This is a genomic window from Arthrobacter sp. MYb229, assembly GCF_002975405.1.
GTDB lineage: Bacteria > Actinomycetota > Actinomycetes > Actinomycetales > Micrococcaceae > Glutamicibacter.
Genome location: NZ_PCPS01000002.1, coordinates 696,806 through 715,616 on the forward strand (window position 1 = coordinate 696,806; position 18,811 = coordinate 715,616).

Annotated in this window: 19 protein-coding genes; 12 read left to right on the forward strand and 7 right to left on the reverse strand. The window is 61.8% G+C overall.

The features are described from left to right. Nucleotides 1-23: 23 nt before the first annotated feature. The gene (gene mmuM / locus CQ019_RS09565; RefSeq protein WP_258133884.1) at nt 24-989 is read right to left on the reverse strand and encodes a homocysteine S-methyltransferase; all 966 of its coding nucleotides are present in this window, start codon (nt 987-989) and stop codon (nt 24-26) included. Between the two features lie 128 nt (nt 990-1,117). On the opposite strand from mmuM, the gene CQ019_RS09570 reads away from it, so the two are divergent. Both CQ019_RS09570 and CQ019_RS09575 read left to right on the forward strand, forming a co-directional pair. Continuing rightward, complete coding sequence (locus CQ019_RS09570; protein WP_105569580.1) at nt 1,118-2,560, forward strand: amino acid permease; 1,443 nt, start codon at nt 1,118-1,120, stop codon at nt 2,558-2,560. 118 nt (nt 2,561-2,678) lie between these two features. Beyond that, nucleotides 2,679-3,437: a hypothetical protein gene (locus CQ019_RS09575; RefSeq protein ID WP_181148412.1), complete on the forward strand. Its 759-nt coding sequence runs from the start codon at nt 2,679-2,681 to the stop codon at nt 3,435-3,437. Here the strand turns inward: CQ019_RS09575 and CQ019_RS18740 are convergent. Together CQ019_RS18740 and CQ019_RS09580 are read right to left on the reverse strand one after the other, a co-directional pair. Beyond that, nucleotides 3,434-3,565, reverse strand: coding sequence for a hypothetical protein (locus CQ019_RS18740; protein WP_258133495.1), 132 nt, complete (start codon nt 3,563-3,565; stop codon nt 3,434-3,436). The two genes, CQ019_RS09575 and CQ019_RS18740, sit on opposite strands and share 4 nt — an antisense overlap. A 36-nt stretch (nt 3,566-3,601) precedes the next feature. Further along, nucleotides 3,602-4,978, reverse strand: a complete 1,377-nt coding sequence (locus CQ019_RS09580; RefSeq protein ID WP_105569581.1) for a response regulator transcription factor family protein — start codon at nt 4,976-4,978, stop codon at nt 3,602-3,604. 223 nt (nt 4,979-5,201) lie between these two features. Between CQ019_RS09580 and hxlB the strand changes: the two genes are divergently transcribed. Together hxlB and hxlA are read left to right on the forward strand one after the other, a co-directional pair. Next, nucleotides 5,202-5,732: a 6-phospho-3-hexuloisomerase gene (gene hxlB, locus CQ019_RS09585; RefSeq protein WP_105552979.1), complete on the forward strand. Its 531-nt coding sequence runs from the start codon at nt 5,202-5,204 to the stop codon at nt 5,730-5,732. Nucleotides 5,733-5,783: 51 nt separating this feature from the next. Then, nucleotides 5,784-6,407 (forward strand): 3-hexulose-6-phosphate synthase, encoded by a 624-nt coding sequence (gene hxlA, locus CQ019_RS09590; RefSeq protein ID WP_096286894.1) that lies wholly within the window; start codon nt 5,784-5,786, stop codon nt 6,405-6,407. 90 nt (nt 6,408-6,497) lie between these two features. Here hxlA and CQ019_RS09595 read toward each other — a convergent pair whose 3' ends face one another. Both CQ019_RS09595 and CQ019_RS09600 read right to left on the reverse strand, forming a co-directional pair. Continuing rightward, nucleotides 6,498-7,379 carry an SPFH domain-containing protein gene (locus CQ019_RS09595; RefSeq protein ID WP_105569582.1) on the reverse strand — a complete coding sequence of 294 codons (882 nt, stop codon included), beginning with the start codon at nt 7,377-7,379 and terminating at the stop codon, nt 6,498-6,500. Nucleotides 7,380-7,482: 103 nt separating this feature from the next. Next, nucleotides 7,483-7,740: a hypothetical protein gene (locus CQ019_RS09600; RefSeq protein ID WP_258133923.1), complete on the reverse strand. Its 258-nt coding sequence runs from the start codon at nt 7,738-7,740 to the stop codon at nt 7,483-7,485. 359 nt (nt 7,741-8,099) lie between these two features. Between CQ019_RS09600 and CQ019_RS09605 the strand changes: the two genes are divergently transcribed. The 5 genes from CQ019_RS09605 (at nt 8,100) to CQ019_RS09625 (ending at nt 13,856) form a co-directional block, all read left to right on the forward strand. Further along, nucleotides 8,100-9,449: an MFS transporter gene (locus CQ019_RS09605; RefSeq protein ID WP_105552778.1), complete on the forward strand. Its 1,350-nt coding sequence runs from the start codon at nt 8,100-8,102 to the stop codon at nt 9,447-9,449. Then, entirely contained in the window at nt 9,446-10,675 is a 1,230-nt protein-coding gene (locus CQ019_RS09610; RefSeq protein ID WP_105569583.1) for a CaiB/BaiF CoA-transferase family protein, read from the forward strand. The genes CQ019_RS09605 and CQ019_RS09610 overlap by 4 nt, the downstream gene beginning before the upstream one ends. Before the next feature lie 12 nt (nt 10,676-10,687). Further along, entirely contained in the window at nt 10,688-11,887 is a 1,200-nt protein-coding gene (locus CQ019_RS09615) for an acyl-CoA dehydrogenase family protein (protein WP_105552780.1), read from the forward strand. A 42-nt stretch (nt 11,888-11,929) separates the two neighbouring features. After that, on the forward strand, nt 11,930-12,901 hold the full coding sequence (locus CQ019_RS09620) for a LysR family transcriptional regulator (protein WP_105569584.1): 972 nt from the start codon (nt 11,930-11,932) through the stop codon (nt 12,899-12,901). A gap of 73 nt (nt 12,902-12,974) precedes the next feature. Beyond that, nucleotides 12,975-13,856, forward strand: a complete 882-nt coding sequence (locus CQ019_RS09625) for a 3-hydroxyacyl-CoA dehydrogenase family protein (RefSeq protein WP_105569585.1) — start codon at nt 12,975-12,977, stop codon at nt 13,854-13,856. A gap of 109 nt (nt 13,857-13,965) precedes the next feature. Here CQ019_RS09625 and purB read toward each other — a convergent pair whose 3' ends face one another. After that, a complete protein-coding gene (purB, locus tag CQ019_RS09630) occupies nt 13,966-15,375 on the reverse strand; it encodes an adenylosuccinate lyase (protein ID WP_105569667.1) in 1,410 nt (469 codons plus the stop codon). 159 nt (nt 15,376-15,534) lie between these two features. On the opposite strand from purB, the gene CQ019_RS09635 reads away from it, so the two are divergent. Beyond that, a complete protein-coding gene (locus CQ019_RS09635; protein ID WP_105649717.1) occupies nt 15,535-15,807 on the forward strand; it encodes a hypothetical protein in 273 nt (90 codons plus the stop codon). Between the two features lie 86 nt (nt 15,808-15,893). Then, nucleotides 15,894-17,156: a hypothetical protein gene (locus CQ019_RS09640; protein WP_146113353.1), complete on the forward strand. Its 1,263-nt coding sequence runs from the start codon at nt 15,894-15,896 to the stop codon at nt 17,154-17,156. Nucleotides 17,157-17,159: 3 nt separating this feature from the next. On the opposite strand, the gene CQ019_RS09645 is transcribed toward CQ019_RS09640, so the two are convergent. After that, nucleotides 17,160-17,546, reverse strand: a complete 387-nt coding sequence (locus CQ019_RS09645) for a phage holin family protein (protein ID WP_105552785.1) — start codon at nt 17,544-17,546, stop codon at nt 17,160-17,162. Nucleotides 17,547-17,628: 82 nt separating this feature from the next. Here CQ019_RS09645 and CQ019_RS09650 point away from each other — a divergent pair, with 82 nt between their 5' ends. Further along, nucleotides 17,629-18,744: a histidinol-phosphate transaminase gene (locus CQ019_RS09650; protein WP_105552786.1), complete on the forward strand. Its 1,116-nt coding sequence runs from the start codon at nt 17,629-17,631 to the stop codon at nt 18,742-18,744. The last annotated feature ends 67 nt before the right edge of the window (nt 18,745-18,811 follow it).

The following is an 18,811-nucleotide window of genomic DNA, read 5'->3' on the forward strand; positions in this document are numbered from 1 at the left end:
TGATCCGCCGCCAGCGGCAGGGATCAGCCCTTCAGGCGTCCGAGTTCGTTGCCGACCCGGGTGATCTGCTCGGGGCCGACCTGGCAGCACCCGCCGATAATGCGTGCGCCGGAGGCGATCAGTTCCGGCACCGCTCCGGGCAGATCGGTGCCCGGGGTCCCCGGAAGCCAGCTCCGGGCCTCGCGGTCCCAGATTTCGCCGCTGTTCGGGTAGGCCAGCAGCGAAAGGTCCGTCAGCTCGCGCAGCACCTTCAGGGCCGCGACGGCTACGGGCACCGGGCAGCAGTTCACGCCGAGCGCGGCAAAGGCGCCGGAATCGTTGGCGATCCGGGCCGCCTCGCGCAGGTCGCTGCCGTCTCCCAGCACCAGCTGTCCGTCCGCGGCGGTGCGCACCGCGAGGCTGAGCAGCACCGGCAGGTCCAATCCGGCCGCCTCCCCGGCCAGCGCCTGGACCTCGGCCAGGCTCGGCACGGTTTCACAGATCAACACGTCCGCCCCGGCATCGGCCAGGACCCGCAGACGCCCGCGGTGCCAGTCGGCCAGCTCGGCGACTTCGAGCCCGTAGGCTCCGTCGTATTCGGTGCCGGACCCCGGACCGGCGCCGTAGGGTCCCACCGAGGCGGCCACCCAGCGCGCCGGTGAACCGTTCGCCGCTTCGCGGGCCAGCCGCACGCTGGTGCGCAGCAGCTCCTCGGCCTGCGCGGCGGTCTGCTCGGTGCTCGCACCTTTGCTGGTGTTCGCCAGGCCATCGATGCTGACCTGGTAGGAGCAGGTGGTGGCCAGTTGCGCGCCGGCGGCGAAGAAGTCGGCGTGGGCGGCGCGGACCTCCTCGGGGCGGTCTTTGAGGATCTGCGCGGACCACAGTTCGCCGCTCACGTCATTGCCGCGCTGCGCCAGATGGGTGCCGAGCCCGCCGTCCAAGAGCAGCGGCGCGCTGTCTGCGGCGCTCAGCGCCTCGCGGAAATTGAGGGTTTCACTGGGATTTTTCACTTTCCGAGGGTAACCCGGTGATGGCTTGATGACCGATTATGACGGTCCGTGACAGGCCATGACGAGGGCTGCGCGGAGCAGGGGCACGGCAGTTATTCTTCAAACGCATTCATTTCAGAAGGAGCCCCATGTCCGAGCTCAGCGCGCCGCCGGCGCAGCAGCCTCCCGCCCGCTCTACTCCGGGCGTTTCGCCCGGCGAATCCGGGCTGCGCAGAACCATGACCTCCCGCCACCTGGTGATGATCGCGCTGGGCGGGGTGATCGGCTCGGGGCTGTTCGTCTCTTCGGGCTACACGATTGCGCAGGCCGGACCGCTGGGCGCCGTGCTGGCCTACGCGGTGGGCGCGCTGGTGGCCTATATGGTGATGAGCGGGCTCGGGGAGCTGTCCGCACGCCATCCGGTGGCCGGCGGGTTCCACGCCCACGCCACCCGCGACCTCGGCCCGGCCTGGGGTTTCACTACAGCCTGGCTGTACTGGATGTGCTGGGCGGTGGCGCTGGCCAGCGAGTTCACCGCCTCGGGCATCCTCATGCAGCGCTGGTTCCCCACGGTGCCGGCCTGGGTATTCGCCCTGCTCTTCGCGGCCCTGCTGTTCGCGCTGAACGCGGTGTCCTCGAAGGTCTTCGCCGAAACCGAATTCTGGTTCTCGCTGATCAAGGTGGCCGCCGTGGTGCTCATGATCGTGGTCGGCGCGGCCACGATCCTCGGCATCAACCCGGCCAGCGAGGCGGGCCCGCTTGGCCTGGCGAACTTCGATACCGGCGATGGGCTGTTCCCGACGGGGATCAGCGGCGTGCTGGTCACCATCCTGGCGGTGTTCTATGCCTTCAGCGGCACGGAGCTGATCGGTGTGGCCGCCGGCGAGGCCAAGAACCCGGAACTGAGCATCCCGCGGGCCATCCGCACCGCCGTGGTGCGCCTGGCGGTGTTCTTCATCGGCGCCATCGTGGTGATCGCCGCGATCGTTCCCTTCGCCGAGGCGGGCGCAAACGAGAGCCCATTCGTCACGGTGCTGGATGCCACAGGGCTGCCGGCCGGGGCCGACATCATGAACTTCGTGATCATCACTGCATTGCTCTCCGCGGGCAACTCCGGACTGTATTCCTGTGCCCGGATGCTGCACGCCATGGGCGCCGCAGGCCAAGCCCCGGCGGTGCTCTCGAAAACCAACCGCCGCGGCGTGCCGATGCTGGCGCTGTGCCTGTCGCTGCTGGGCGGTTTGGCCTCCCTGCTCTCCGGGGTCATCGCCGCGGACTCGCTGTTCCTGGCGCTGGTCTCCATCTCCGGGTTTGCGGTGGTGGCGGTGTGGATCGTGATCTGCGCTTCGCACCTGTCCTTCCGCCGGCACCATGTGGCGGTGCACGGCGGCACCGATTCGCTGCCCTATCGGGCCCCGCTGTTCCCGCTGCTTCCGATCCTGGCGGTGCTTCTGCTGGGCGCCTCGCTGGTCGGTGTGGCCTTCGACCCCGTGCAGCGACCGGCCCTCTGGTTCGGGGTGCCATTCACCCTGCTGTGCTTGGGCTACTACCGCTGGCGCCACGGGGCCGGGGTGTTCACCCCGGCGCGCTGAGCGGGCGCTGTGAAAACGCCGGACCCGGGAACTCTGCGCGGCTCTGGGGAGTTTAACGGGGCCGAGGCGGGCGGAAATCGTGCCGCGGATCCACCAAGGAAATGAGGACGTTGTGGCAATGTTCGACAAGCTATTGCGCAAGGGAAAGCAGCTGGCCGGGGAGTATGTCCGGGAACAGCTGAACCAGCGCAGCTCCACCGGCCAGCAAAACAACCAGCAGGATCCGCGCGACAGCCGAAGCCAATCCGGGTACGAAAACCGGGACTACCCGAACCAGCAAGGCGCGGTGCAGCCGCGGACGGCCGGTAGCCAGGGCGCATCACGCGAGGACCAGGCGGCGATCGAGAAGTACCGCTACATGCTGCGCACCGCGCCGCCGCAGGATATGGAACGCGCCCACAGCGAGGCTTTTGCCCGGTTGACGGTGTCGCAGCGCGAGCTGCTGCACGCCGAGCTGGCCGAGCAGCTGCCGGCCGCAGAGCGCCCGGCCTCGCAACGGCCGGAGGATCTGGCCCGGGCCGCCACCCGCGCCGAGGTATCCCGCCCGGGCTTCATGGACAAGCTCCTCTCGCGGGGCGGTTCGGGACGGAAATCCATGGGCGGCATGGCCGCCGGCGCGGCCGGCGGGCTCGGAATCGGCCTGCTGGGCGGTGTGGCCGGAGCCTTCATCGGCACCGCGATCGCCGGACCGCTGCTCGATGGCTTCGCGGGGATCGGCGAGGAATTCGGCTCGGCGGCCGAGGGGCTCAGCGATTCCTTCGCCGGAGCCGGCGAACAGTTCTCCGCGGCCGGAGAGGGCCTGGGCGACCAGGCCGGTGGCGCGTTCGGGGACTTCCTGGGCGGTGCCGGAGGAAGCTTCGGGGACTTCGAGTTCTAGCACTGGCATGGACCGGCCGCCGTGCATCCTGAACTCGCTGCCAGCGGGAACTCGTGGCTCTTGACCTGCGGGAAAGAGATCTTGAAGATCGGTCCGCCGGCCACCACGAACACGATCTTGCCCGGCATTATGGAACACTGCCATCGATCAGGCTGCCCCGGCCCCTATTCCGTTGCGGCTCGTGGACGTTTGACGGTTCCAGAGGCCTCGCCCCAGCGCTTCCCGCTAGCGGCATCCGGCACGCCGCGGCTATGGGCCAGCGCCGCTGCCTCGGCGCGCGAACGCACATCCAGCTTCTTGAAGAGGTTGCGGACATGGAACTTCACCGTATTCTCGCTGATGCCCAGGGCTGCGGAGATCGCGCGGTTTCCCTGCCCCGCCGCCAGCAGTTGGAGCACCTCGAATTCCCGGGCGGCCAGCTTCCATTGGGCCAGATCGGCGGGCATGCTCTGCGGCGCATCGAGCGGCAGCACGATCGAGACATCGGTGCCCCACTCGGAGATGACTTCCAGCTCCATCCGCCCGGCCAGGGCTTGCACCTGACGGTTCAGGCGCTCGATAGTCGGAGACGCTTGGTCCATGGCGCCGCGTCCGTCGTCACGCATGTTGATCAGCAGGTTCTCCCCGTCGCAGTCCCATTGGGCACGAATCCGGTGGATCTGTTCTTGATCCATCATGACCAGCGCCAGCCCGCGCATGATCGAGCGCGCCGCGTAGGCGACTTCTCCGGGCAAGGCCCTGCCATCGGCGGGCGGCTCGATGAATTGCAGTTCCACTCCGCCGGATTCGCTCAAGGGGCGCAGGTCCTCGCGCAAGCGGGTAAAGGCGCTGCCCACCGGTTCCTCGGCCATGCCATTGATCCGGTCATCGAGGGACCGCAAGCCCACCAGGGTCTTCGCCGCCAGGTCGGTGGCCTTGGCTCGTGCCAGCGCATCGCTGAGCTGCGTGCTGCGCAGGGTGGCCAGCAGAAGGTCCAGGCTGGTGGAGTACTGGTCGACCAGTTCGGTGGTCACCCGGGTGCGTTCGGCCGATACGGCCCGCGATTCACGCAAGTAGGAGGGCGGCGCGTCTGCGACCTTTTCGCGGATCCGGGCTGCCGTGAGCTGCCAGAGGTAATCAAGCAGATCACGAGAACTGCCGGACTCGGCAGGCTCCTGCACCACTACCGGATCAGTCAGCACGAGTAGCGCATTGCTCGGCGGATAGCGCAAGGCAAGGACTTCGCGCGGGGCCCCGCCAATCCCTGCGGTGCCCCGCCACCGGTCCTGCTCCGGGTGGGAGCTGCGCAGCTGGTCCAATTCGGCAATGGTCACCCGGGAGGTGATTGCTTCGCTTCCCGCCTTCTTCTGTGGCCGGCCGGTGCACTCCTCGGTGAAGATCAGCAGCGCGGAGCATTTGACCCACGGCTGCAAGGACGCATGCAGCCGTTCGGCAATCTGCAGCAGCGGCGCGGTAGCCAGCAGCGACAGCGAATCGAGAAGCTCCCAGAGCCTGGCATCGGAATTCGGGTCGCGTCCAATGAGCTCGTGGAGAGAAACCATGACAGTGAGTGTATTCCATTCGAGCCTGGCCAGCCTACCCGAATGGGTAGGAAAAGCCGTCACAAGATGGCGTATTGCCCACCCGGCAGATCCGTGAGGATGGATTGTAGACACGGCGAGGCCCGCAACGGGCACCGAAGCGACCATCGAGAGGAATGGCTTGGGTACTTTGCGAACTAAGGCGGAGGCAAGCACCGCAAATCATGTTGTAGCCGCGCAGGAAATGATTCAGGCGGAGATCGCTGAGACCATGCAGGCCGTCGATCCCGCCCAGGTCGCCGCGGTGGCCGAGCTGGCCATTTCGGCCAAGCGGATCTTCGTCGCCGGTGCCGGGCGCAGCGGCCTGGTGCTGCGCATGGCTGCCATGCGGCTGATGCATCTGGGCCTCACGGTGCACGTGGCCGGTGATATCACCACTCCGGCCATCACCGAAGGGGATTTGCTGCTGGTGGCCTCCGGCTCGGGCACCACCTCCGGGGTGGTCAGAAGCGCCCAGACGGCAGCCGATCTCGGGGCGCGCGTCGCCGCGGTGACCACGGACCCGGGCTCGCCCTTGGCGCACCTGGCCACCGCAATCGTGCAGGTGCCGGCCGCGCGCAAGACGGACCACGGTTCGGCGAAGAGCAAGCAGTACTCGGGCAGCCTCTTCGAGCAGTCGCTCTTCCTGCTCACCGAATCGCTATTCCACTGTCTTTGGAACAGCACGGAATTGCCGGCCGAAGAGCTGTGGCTGCGGCACGCCAACCTGGAATAGCCCGGGCCGCGAATCCTCCTTGAAAAACACAACAACCGAAAGAAGATCACCATGAAAATCCAAGTTGCCATCGACCTGCTGACCACCCAGGATGCTCTGGAGCTGGCGGCAAAGGTCGCCCCATACGTCGACATCATCGAGCTGGGCACCCCGCTGATCAAGGCCGAGGGCCTCTCGGCGGTTGCCGCGATCAAGAGCGCCCACCCGGACAAGATTGTGTTCGCCGACATGAAGACGATGGATGCCGGCGAGCTGGAAGCCGACATCGCTTTCGCTGCCGGCGCGGATCTGGTCTCCGTGCTTGGCAGCGCAGACGACTCCACCGTCGCGGGCGCCGTCAAGGCTGCCAAGGAGCGCAATAAGGGCATTGTGGTCGATCTGATCGGCATCGCGGACAAGGCCGCCCGTGCGAAGGAAGTCATCGCGTTGGGAGCTCAGTTTGTCGAGTTCCACGCCGGCTTGGACGAGCAGGCACAGCCCGGTTACGACCTGACTGGCCTGCTCAGCGCGGGGGCGATCGCAGCAGTTCCGTTCTCGGTGGCCGGCGGGGTCAGCATCAGCACCATCGCCGAGGTGCAGAAGTCCGGGGCCCAGGTGGCGGTGGCCGGAGGCGCCATCTATGGCGCGGCCGACCCGGCGACCGCGGCCCGCGAGCTCAAGGCCGCATTGGTCTAAGGCACGAAACCTCGGTGGCATCGATAAAATGGAGCCACCCGGAATTGCATAACAAGACGCACGGCTCCACCGGAGCCGTGCGTCTTGTTGTTATTTGTCCTCGTCGCCACCGACCATGGTGATTGGCTGGACGCCTCCGCCGGGGAAGCAGCCGATCGGGCTCTTGCCCGATTCTGCGACGATGTCCAAGCATTTGGATGTCAGGGTTTCGGGGGTGATGGACCGCTCGAGGATCTTGTTGGCCTCGGCCTCGGCGGCGCTGGTTTGCTTGCGCTGCTCGGCGATGCGGGTCTTCGCAGTTTCGGCCTGCAGCTCGTTGATGCGATTCTGCGTCGGCTCATCGAAGTTGATGATCGGCAGGGTTACCGAGCGGATGTCGATCTGGGTGCCGACCTTTTCCTGCATCTTGGTCCGCACGGACTTGGCCAGGCCCTCGAGGTCCTGGCCTCCATCGGCTGGATCGGTGTAGGCCAGCGGGTCGTAGGTCGCCATGACTTCGTTCAACGCGGCGCGGAAATTGCGATCCACCAGGTTGGACTGGATGCCTTCGAAGGTGCGGTAGTCCAGGAACACGGACATCGCGTCGTCGGTCTTCAACTGCCACTGGATCGAGGCGTCGACGTTCGCCTTGCCGTTGTTTCCCAGGCGGACCGGGATGGCGCTGTTCGAAGAGTACACATCGTTTTGGACCGACCCATCGAGCTTCTCCACGGTTTCCCACGGCGCCTTGAGGTGGAAGCCGTTGCCGATGACGGCGGTGGGCTTGCCCAGGGCGATCTTCACCCCGACAGTGCGTGGCTGAACGATGGTGGCCGAGGCGAATCCGAGAACAACCAGCGAAACGACCAGGATGCCGATGCCGGTCAACCGGGCATTTCCCTTGGACTTCGCGCCGGCTTTCATGCCCGCGCTGCCGAAGACGAAGAATAGCCCGAGCAGGATGCCAATGATGATGAGAACTGTGAGAAACATGTCCCTCTTCCTTGATGTGATGAACACTTAAAGTCTAAGCGATGTACCATCTGGAGGATTCGAGGGAAGATGAGTGATGTTTCACGGATGCTGCAGCGGAAGGCTACTTCAGGTGGCCAACCAGCTCAGAGGCGATGCCGGTGTAGCTGCCCGGGGTCATCTGCTGCAGACGAGCCTCGGCGTCTGCCGGCAAGCCCAGCTCGCCAACGAATTCCTTCAAACGGGCCGCGTCCACGCGCTGTCCGCGGGTCAGGTCCTTCAGTCGCTCATAAGGATTGTCCATGCCTGCAACGCCGGCAATGGATTCGGCGCGTTGTGAAGTTCGAGCGGACAGGGCTTCATGGAGACGATCGTGCTGCAGGGATACAGCGAAGAATGAAAAGCGCTACGGTCGATCTTAAATATTAGACCCGAGCAACGAGATGAACGACGAGACGATATCGTTGGCACCTGTGGATGCAGTCTTCAGCCTGTATAGCAGCGTGCATGCTGACAAACCTAGCTCGGCCGCTAGCTCGGCGTTCGGCATACCCCGACTCGCCGCTCATTAAAGTGCGGTGCAATTGGGCCGGGTGAGCACTGGATTTGTTGTTCGTTCGGTGTGACCGAACGGTGTGATAGCAACTTGGCCGTTGAACCGCTCCGCAACCTGGACTCTACTTATAGAGAGAGCAAACCATGTGTCTCTAGTCACAGAACCTAGGTCCGAAGGAGAACGAAATGGCCGTCACCGCTGCTCCAAAACAAAAAGACAGGGCTTCTAGTACGCCAAATAGTAGGCGAAACTGGGGCATCGTCGTGATGCTGTTGATCTTCTTTATGCTCAATTTCGCCGATAAGGCGGCTATAGGGCTGGCGAGTACGCCGATTCGAGAAAGCATGAACCTGAGTGCAAGCCAGTATGGGCTGCTTTCAAGCGCGTTCTTCTGGTTATTCGCGGTCGGGGCGGTCACGCTCACTGCAGTGTTCCGTAGAATCTCTTATAACTGGGCAGCCGGCATCTTGATGATCACCTGGATTCTGACAATGTTGCCACTGACGGCTCAAACAACTTTTGGTGTATTGCTTGCAAGCCGGATCGCATTGGGTTTCTTCGAAGGCCCCGCGCACGCGCTATGCCAGTCCATTGTTCACGAACTTTTCCCCCCTGAAAAGCGTGCTGCCGCAGGCGCTGTGGTCAATGCCGGTTCTTCTCTCGGACCCCTGTTTGCAGCGCCGATTCTGACTTGGATCATCCTGACCTGGGATTGGCACGCATCTTTCGTCTTCTTGGTGGGCATCAGTATTACCTGGGCCATCGTCTGGTTTTTCTATGCTGACAAGCTTCCCTTCCGCAAGCGGCGAATAGCCAATGAGCCTAGGGCAGCCAAGGAAGACCCCAACGGCGATATTGTCGTCCCGTTCTACCGTCTGCTATTGATACCTAGCTTTTGGGGTCTCGCGCTACTTTCGTTCGCCGGATATCTAATCACCTCGCTGAAGGTTTCCTGGTTGCCTGCCTTCATGAATGAAGGCCTAGGGTACTCGATGGAAAGTGTCGGCGTATTGGTGACGATCCCGTATATTGTGGCGGTAGTAGTACTACTGGGTGCCGGGTTGCTCTCAGGACACCTATTGAAGCGTGGCCACTCCTCAAGAATGGCCCGTTCTTTCCTGACTGCTGCCTGCCTGCTGTTCGCCGGAGCATCAATGATCACGTTTACTCAGATCCCGGCTGGCCCGCTCCAGCTCGTTCTGGTCGTCGCGGCATTCTCCATCAATTCGGTGGCGTTCTCCATCGGATTTGCAGGTGCTTCGGACTTCCTCCCGGCCCACCAGCGTGCCTCGTTCTTCGGTTGCATAATTGCTGCCTATTCGATCGCCGGAATGGTTGCACCCTACGTACTGGGTCTGATCGTTGAAAGCGCAGCATCCTCCGTTCAAGGCTATTCGAACGGATTCTTGATCGTTGGCATCACCATCTGCGTATTCGGGGTCGCCGGTGGAATGATGCTCAATCCAGCCCGGGCGCGGACCCGGCTTCTAGAACTCACCGCAATGTATGAAGCTCGAAAGCAGGTCAGTTCATGAACCAGCAAGCTGGGCCGTTGAAAGGAATCCGGGTACTGGACTTTGGGCAGTACATTGCTGGCCCGGGCGCCGGCCAGATCCTGTCGGACCTCGGTGCCACAGTCATCAAGGTCGAGAACATTAGCGGTGACCAAGCCCGCAGCATTGGTGTTTTTGGCGAAGCCATGATCCGTGCCTACAACCGGGACAAGGCAAGCCTGGCACTGGATCTAAGGAAACCCGAGGCACGTGTTGTCGTCCAGCAGCTGCTCCCGGAAACCGATGTACTGATTCACAACTTCCGCCCCGGGGCGGCAGAACGGCTGGGACTCGGCGCTGAAACCTTGCGCGAGCAGTACCCAGCACTTGTCTACGGTTCGGTGACCGGGTTTGGAACTCGTGGACCCTCCAGCGATCGTCCGGGACTGGATATCGCTGCGCAGGCAGAATTTGGGATCATGCAGACAACAGGTGAAGAAGGTGGAGAACCTCAGCGGATCGGTTTCGCCGCAGTTGACGTGGCAGCAGCAAACTCGCTTGCCACGGGCATCATGGCAGCGCTCTTCGCCCGCACAACCACACGGGAAGGGGCCCATGTTCAAACATCCTTGATGGAAGCGGCGATTTCCATGCAGGCAGCGACTTGGGGCGAATTCACCATCACCGGTCAGCCCGGACGGCGCAAGGGAAACGGCCAGGCACACGCGGCCCCCGCCGCGGATCTGGTCCATGTCAGCGATGGAATGATCGTGCTTTCCGCTTACACGAGTGAGAAGTGGGCAGCGCTCTGCAACGCCATTGGCCACCCCGAATACATTGAAGATCCGAGGTTCAGCGACAATCCGTCCCGCGTTGCCCACCGTTCAGCACTCCTGGACAGTTTGGGGCAGGCACTCTCCGCGAGCACCCGTGACCAAGCAGTCAAACTGCTCCTGGCCAACGGCATCGTCTGCGGGGCAGTCCGTGCTTTCGACGAACTGGTGATCGATCAAGATCTGGTCGCATCAGAGGTGCTGATCTCGGTTGAATCCGGCAATGGAAATTACACCTCCCCGGGAGTCCCCTTCACACTCGATGGGTGGCGCAGGACTTCCTCCGCCGAAGCGCCCCGACTCGGAGCGCAGAATACTCGGATCCTTGCTGATCTGGGCTATACGGAGGAGCAAATCGAAGCACTGCACGTCGCCGGTGTAGTCTCCACGCCACCGATTGCCGCAGCCGGTACCTCGCAACATGCACGTAAGTAAGGAACTACATTCATGATCAACCCCGAGATATTCGAATACGGATTTGATGAGTATCGCAAGCTCATCGCGGAATTCACCGAGCGGGAATTGATTCCCGCGGAAAACGAGATGGTCCAGGCCGGCGCCGTCCCCGAGCGCCTGCTCAAACGCATGGCGGAGGTAGGGCTTTTCGGCATCTCCATCCCTCGCAAATACGGCGGGCTGGAATGGAACATGGAACAGCAAGTTCTGCTGACACTCGAATTCACGAGGGCCTCCTGCGTCTACCGTTCACGATTCTCCACGGTCATCGGTTTGTGCTCCCAAGCGATCCTCGACCACGGCACAGAAGAACAACGGGGCAACCTGCTGCCCAAGATGGCCGCCGGCGAACTGGTCACTGCATTCGCGCTGACCGAGGAAGGGGCCGGATCCGATGCGGCGCAGCTCACCACCTCCGCGACCCTTGAGCACGAACGCTACGTGCTCAACGGCGAGAAGCGATACATCACCAACGCCGGATGGGCTGATGCCTTCGTGGTTTTTGCACGCACCAACCAGTCGATCTCGGGCGCCAAAGGCGTTTCCGCGCTGATCGTTGACGCCACGCTGCCCGGAGTCACCACTTCGCTGCCCACCCGCATGAACGGCCATGCCGAGGCACCGGTCGGCGAAATCCACCTCAACAACGTCTCGGTGCCCGCCAGACACTTGTTAGGCGGAGCCGGCGGCGAAGGACAGGGACTGACTATGGCGCTGCGCGGTATCAACCACGCCCGGCTCCACGTGGCAGCAACTTGTGTTGGCCAGGCAACGCGCATACTCGAAGAAACCACCAGCCATGTCAGCAGTCGCAAACAGTTCAACGCCCCGCTGTCCGACCTGGGAGCCGTCCAGGCCGTGCTGGGCGAGTGCTTCGCCGAGGTCGAGGCCGCCCGTGCGCTGGTCATGGAAGGAGCACGCTCCTTCGACGAGGGAGATGTCCCTCGCCACCGGATCGCCGCGGCCAAGCTCTTCGCCTCCGAAATGGCTGGCCGCGTTGCCGACAAGTGCCTCCAGCTGCTCGGCGGCGAGGGAATTGTCGGCGACCATCCGATCCCGCGTATGTGGCGCGACGTGCGCGCGCTGCGCATCTACGAGGGGTCCTCGCCAATTCACGAACGCAATCTTGCCGTAGCTATGATTCGACAAGGGAAGATCGACGGAAAGCTCCCGAATAGCTACCGCGCGTAGCCCTGCCAACGCGCAAAACCGTCTGAAGCCAAGGAGAAAATTGTGGAGATTCGCCAGCTCGAGTATTTCTTGGCCGTTGTCGAGCACAACGGCGTCAATCGCGCTGCCGTCCACCTGCACGTTGCGCAGGCAACGATATCCCAGAGCATCAGGCAGCTTGAGCGCGAACTCAAGCTCGAGCTGTTTCACCGGACGGGGCGCAACATCGTGTTGAATTCGGCGGGCCGGCTTCTTGTTGACCCGGTTCGCCGAATCCTCGGAGAGGTCCTTTCCACGAAGGACCTCATGCATGGGGCCCTCGAGATGTCCGTAGGTTCTATCACGATCGGCACGATGCCCGAGATGTCCAGCGAGGCCGTGGCTGCCTGGAGCGGATCGTTCACCAAGCACTACCCTGAGATTCGGATCGACATGACCGAGTATGCAGATGTTGCAGAGCTCTGTGAAGAAGTGCTCAACGGGCACTGCGAAATCGGATTCACCACTTTCCCGATTCCCGTCGAAAACTTGCAAACGATCCAATGCGGTGTCCAGCGGATGATGCTGGTCATGCCACCGGGCACCACGCTCCCGGCACACCAGCCGGTCGCGTTGTCCGGGCTGCACTCGCTGCCACTGGCAGTGAGCAACTTAGCGCACCGAGAAAACGACATCGTCGCAGCGGCACTTCGAGAGCAAGGCATCACCGGTCGGATCAGAGCCTACGTGCCCACCCGGCACGCGCAGCTGGCCCTGGTGCTGAACGGCAGTGCAAACGCGTTCCTGCCGATTCGGCTTGCCGTGCTCGCGAAGAAACTGGGAGCAGTGGTCGTCGAAACGGAACCCACGATTCGCACAGACTACGGAATCGTGCACCGTGCTGGCTCGTTGAATCCGGCGGCAGAAAGCTTCATTCGGCAAAGCATGGCGGTCCTGAACCAATGGGGAGAACTGATCAAGAAGCACCAGGATGCCGGGGAATCGTTGCTCGATGCTGCATTGCTGGCGGACGAAGCGCTGCACGGCAAGGTCTAGCCCGCGGGTGCCCCGGCCAACTACCGACAAATCGCCGCACCGGCGAACAACCTATGAACAAACGGATTCAACTATGAATACAAGTAGCGGCGTAGAGGGCATTTCTAACATCCTGGTCATTGGCGCCGGGACCATGGGACGTCAGATAGCCATGAGCGCGGCCCTGGCCGGCTACTCCACAACCCTCCAAGATATCTCCCTCGATGGCCTGACCGCGGCACGCACCGAACACAAGAGCTGGGCCGATTCCCGGGTAGCCAAAGGCAAGCTGGGGCAGGACGATGCCGGCGCTGCGTTGGATGCACTGGCCTACAGCACGGACTTGAACACCGCGGCCTCCGGCGCGGACTTTGTGATCGAGGCTGCCACCGAGCGTCTGGACATCAAGACGCAGATCTTCGAGCAGCTGGGCGTGCTGACCCCGGCCCATGCCATTCTGGCCACGAACTCCTCCACCCTGGGCTCCTCCAAGGTCGCGGAGGCCACAGGGCGTCCGGCGCAGGTGTGCAATATGCACTTCTTCAACCCGGCGCTGGTCATGAAGTGTGTCGAGGTGGTGCGCCACGGAGCAACAAGCGACGCCACGGTTCAGGCCGCTATGGACCTGGCCCGCCGGCTGGGCAAGGAGCCGGTGCTGATCAACCGCGAAATCCCCGGGTTCATCGCCAACCGCCTGATGGGTGCGATGCAGCGCGAAGCGCTGTTCCTGGCCGATGAGGGCATCGCAAGCATCGAGGACATCGACACCACGGCGCGCACCGCGCTGGGCCATCCGATGGGCCCGTTCGCACTGATGGACATGGTTGGGCTCGACGTCATCGACTTCATCGCCCAAGCGACTTACGAGGAAACCGGCAACGCAGAGGATGCACCCAACGAACGCATCACGGCGCTGGTTGCTGAGGGAAAAATCGGACGTAAATCCGGCACCGGGTTCTACGGCTACACGCGGTAGCCCCTTGCCGGAGAAACTACCAGCGGCGTGAAAAATATTGAAGAACACCCCCGGCCATTGCAGAGGGTGTTCTTCAAAGCACGGTAAGAACCGCGTAAAACGCTGCGGGTTACTTCTGCAGGTGGTCAACCAGCTCAGAGGCGATGCCGGTGTAGCTGCCCGGGGTCATCTGCTGCAGACGAGCCTCGGCGTCTGCCGACAAGCCCAGCTCGCCAACGAATTCCTTCAAACGGGCCGCGTCCACGCGCTGTCCGCGGGTCAGGTCCTTCAGGCGCTCATAAGGATTGTCCATGCCTGCAACGCCGGCAATGGATTCGGCGCGCATGACCATCTGGATGGCCTCGGCGAGCACCTCCCAGTTGTGGTCCAGATCCTCTGCGAGTACCGCCTCGGCGACGTCCAAGCGATCCAGGCCCTTGGCGACGTTCGAGATGGCAAGCACCGAGTGGCCAATGGCGGTGCCGATGTTGCGCTGCGAGGAGGAGTCGGTCAGGTCGCGCTGCCAGCGGCTGGTGACCAGGGTGGCACCCAGGGTGTCGAGCAGGCCGTTGGAGATCTCCAGATTCGCCTCGGCGTTCTCGAAGCGGATCGGGTTCACCTTGTGCGGCATGGTCGAGGAGCCGGTTGCTCCGGCCACAGGGATCTGTGCGAAGTATCCGATGGAGATGTAGCTCCACACATCGGTGCACAGGTTGTGCAGGATGCGGTTGAAGCGTGCGATGTCGGCGTAGACCTCTGCCTGCCAGTCGTGGGATTCGATCTGGGTGGTCAGCGGGTTCCAGGTCAGTCCCAGGTGCTCGACGAAGGACTGCGAAACCTGCTGCCAGTTAGCGGTGGGAACCGAAGCGTAGTGGGCGGCATAGGTGCCGGTGGCGCCGTTGATCTTGCCCAGGTACTCGGTCTTCTCGATGCGGTCCAGCTGGCGGGTTAGGCGCCAGGCAAGAACTGCCAGTTCCTTGCCCAAGGTGGTTGGGGTTGCCGGCTGGCCGTGGGTGCGCGAAAGCATCGGAACGTCGCGGGACTCTTCGGCCATCTTGGTCAGCTGGGTCACCAGCTCGCGGGCCGCAGGCAACCACACCTGGGTGACGCCGCCCTGGACGCCCAGAGCATAGGAGAGGTTGTTGATGTCTTCGCTAGTGCAGCCGAAGTGGACCAGCGGCTTTAGGTTGCCAATGCCGATAGCGTCCAGGCGGTTAGCGATGTAGTACTCGACTGCCTTCACGTCGTGGACGGTGACGGCCTCGATCTCGGCCAGTTCCTTCACCGAGTCGGCGTTGAAGTCCGTGACGATCTTGCGCAGGGCAGCCTGCTGATCGGCGGTGAACGGGGAGGTGCCCGGCAGCACGGAGTTCTCGGCCAGGTGGATCAACCATTCGATCTCCACGTGAACACGATCGCGGTTCAGCGCCGCTTCGGAAAGGTAGTCAACCAACGGTGCCACCGCGCTGCGGTAGCGTCCATCGAGGGCACCAAGTGCCAGGGGTTCATTAGCAAGGGAAGTGCGCGCAATCTCAGCCATGTTCATATTCTTTCATCACTGCGTGCACATCACATCTTTTACACACATCCTTCTTTCCACAGCCGGTGCCCAAACGGGCCGAAAGAGGCAGCAGCAGGGTGAAGATGAAGGCAGATTTTCACCGATTCGCCGGTGGAGAATGACGGGTGGGAGCTAATCATGATGTTTCAGGCGACCCTGGATTCGGTGGCCTTCCAGCTGGATGACGCCCAGTCAACAACGCGTTTCGCCATCGAACAGCTCTCTTCAATCGGTTCGCTGACTTGGAGATCTTCGGCAGGCAAGGCCTTTGCCTCCGAGGTGAGCCAACTCAGTGACAGGCTCGTGGGACTTACCAAAGCGCTGGGCGAAGCCGAGTCCTATCTGTCGTTGGCCATCGGGGAGATGAACGCGTTGGAAGCGGAGATCCTCAATCAGCGAATGGCTTCCTAGCCATGGGATATGACGTCAATTACAACGCCTTGGATTACGCCCAATCGGCTCAAATTTGCCAACAATTCTACGGGCAACTCCAAAGTGTGGAGACGCAATTGCTGAGAGCCTCGGTGCGCGCGCAAGAATGCCAGCGAGAAGCGCAAACCCAATGCTGGATTAATGGAATCGGTAACCGTGGCTATTCACTGGGGATGCTGGCGGACAAATTACGCACCGGCTACCACCACGCGGCCGAGGCCGTGATCGAAGCCCGGAGGTTGGAGGAGAAGGTGCACGCAGCAATCGAGAACTACGTCAGGGCAGAGACCAGAATCGAGAACTCGATTCTGGTCTCTGCCAAATGGCAGATTCTGCTGGACGCTTGGAACAGCACGCGCAACAACGATTCCCGCCCGCCAACCACCGACATGGAAACGCTGCTCAAGCTCTTTGTTTTGCTCTCTTCGCCACGGGACCGGTTTGGCTTTGCGCGCCCGCAGCCCTTGATGATGCACGAAACGACCGAAAAACTGGCCGATTTCATCTCTACCTGGGGGCCATTGCGGAGCAAGGAACTGCACCTCGGCGACGCCCAACCGGTGGAACAGGTTGAGATCGACGGCACGCTGAACGGCTACTACCAGCTTCACAAGATTCTCAACGATGCGGGACCCAGTGATGATGGGCAGATTCTGATCGCCGAGGCCGAGCAAGATGGAGAGAACGTTTATCTCGTCATTCTTCCCGGGACTCAGGGGGAGGGCAATGGCAATAATCCCTTTGACACCTACGGCATCATCGATGCGTTCAGCCTCGAATCGGAGAACTTCGCCGGACCGATCAGCGAGGCCCTGCACATCACTGGCGCCCGCGAGGGCGACGAGGTGATCCTCAGCGGGTACTCGCAAGGCGGGATTCATATTGCGAATCTGATGAAGAACAGGTTCTTGCGCAAGAAGTTCAAGATGGAAAAGATGCTGACCCTCGGTTCTCCCATTGGCCACATAGATCTTCCCGAGGACATTCGAAGCCTGTCGATTGAGGATTCCAAAGACATGGTTCCTGGCACCGACGGGGTGGAGAACAAACGCAAAAAGGATCAAATCACCGTGAAATTTGACGGTCCGAGGTTTGAGGAACAGCTCGACGAGGGGTTGTTCGGCAAACCGCACGACCTAGATAATTACGGAGACCATCTCGAAGAGCTGGTGGAGAACCCGATCCCGGATCTGCACGAGAATCTGCGGGAATTCGGGCTTCCTCCGGGACCTTTGAAATTTCGCAAATTCAAGATCGAACGCAAAGAGCGCCCGCGAAACACTAAGCATGAAAACTGGGAGGAAGAGAAATACGGCTCAGCCCGCTAGCGCTTAGCGCTTTTCCTTGCCAACGAAAAAGCCGAGGACTGCCGAAACGATCGAGATGATGATGGTGCCGACAATGGCGTCCCACCAGAATGCGTCGATGCTAAGGCCCACCGGCGTGAACTGAGTCAGCCAGCTGGTCAGCATCAGCATCAGCGCATTAATGATCACGGTGAACAGGCCCAAGGTGAGGCAAGTGATCGGCATCGAGAAGAACGAGACTATTGGCCGCACCAACGCGTTGATCAGGCCAAAGATCACGCCCACGATCAAATAGGCGATCGCGGATCCAAGGAGGCCTTCGCTGATGGCGCTGATCTGGATTCCGGGGACAATCCATACCGCTGCGGCAAGGGCCAATGCATTAACAATGACTCGAATCAAAAAGCTCATGAGACAACTTTGCCATAAAAGACTGGAAGCCCGGTGAGCAAAGAATCTGCCGATTGACCTACCGAGGGCTAGGCTTTGATGTATGAGTGAGAACCCCGTGACCCAAGATTTGGTGCAACCTCGTTCAGTAGTTGCGCGCTTGCCAAAATACGCCGCCGGCAAACCACCGACAGCAATCGAAGGACTTGAATCTTTCAAGTTGTCCTCCAATGAGATCCCTTTTGGCCCATTGGATGAGGTGCGTCGGGCGGTCATGGAACAGGACGCGCTGAACCGCTATCCGGACAGCCTCTCCACGAAACTGCGCGAGAGCCTCAGCGATTACCTCGACGTACCAGCCGAAGATGTCGTCACCGGTGCAGGATCGCTCGGCGCGCTGGCGCAGATTCTGACGACCTTTGCCGGTCAGAACGAAGACGGCGTCCAAGACGAGGTTATCTATGCATGGCGCTCCTTCGAGGCCTACCCAATTTTGGTGCAGAGCGCAGGCGCGCTGCCGGTAGAAATTCCCGTGCTGGAAGATGGCCGCCACGATCTTGAATCGATGATCGAAGCAGTCAACGAAAATACCTCGGTCATCTTGCTTTGCACGCCGAACAACCCCACCGGCCCGATCCTGACCCAGAGCGAGGTCGATGACTTCATAACGAGAGTGCCGCGCAATGTGCTGATCGTGCTGGACGAGGCGTACATCGAGTTTGTGCGCGATCCCGAAGCGGTGGACGGAGTCAACACCTACCGCGAGAATGAAAACGTGGTGTTGTTGCGCACGTTCTCCAAGGCCCACGGCCTGGCGAATCTGCGGGTTGGCTACAGCGTCGCGCACCCGGAAATCACCGACAATATTCGTGTCGTCGCCACACCATTTGCGGTCTCTTCAGTGGCGGAAGATGCCGCCGTCGCCTCCTTGGAAAATATCGATAAGGTGCTTGAGCGGGTCAACACCTTGGTGCAGGAGCGCGAACGCGTGGTGGCTGCATTGAAGGCGCTGGGCTGGGATTTCCCGGCAACCCAGGCGAACTTCGTGTGGTTGCCGCTAGGCGGAAACACACAGGCTTTCACCGAACGAGCCCAGAGCCAAGGGCTGTCGGTTCGCGGGTTTGCCGGTGAGGGCGTGCGGATCTCGATTGCCGAGGCAGCGGCCAACGACCGGATCATTGAATTATGCAAGAATTCTCTCGATTTAAAGCAGAGCTGACCTGCTTCTAATTCTCGCGTTTTAGACGCCTTGAGATATAGGCTGTTCATTAGTTAAGCCGCTATAT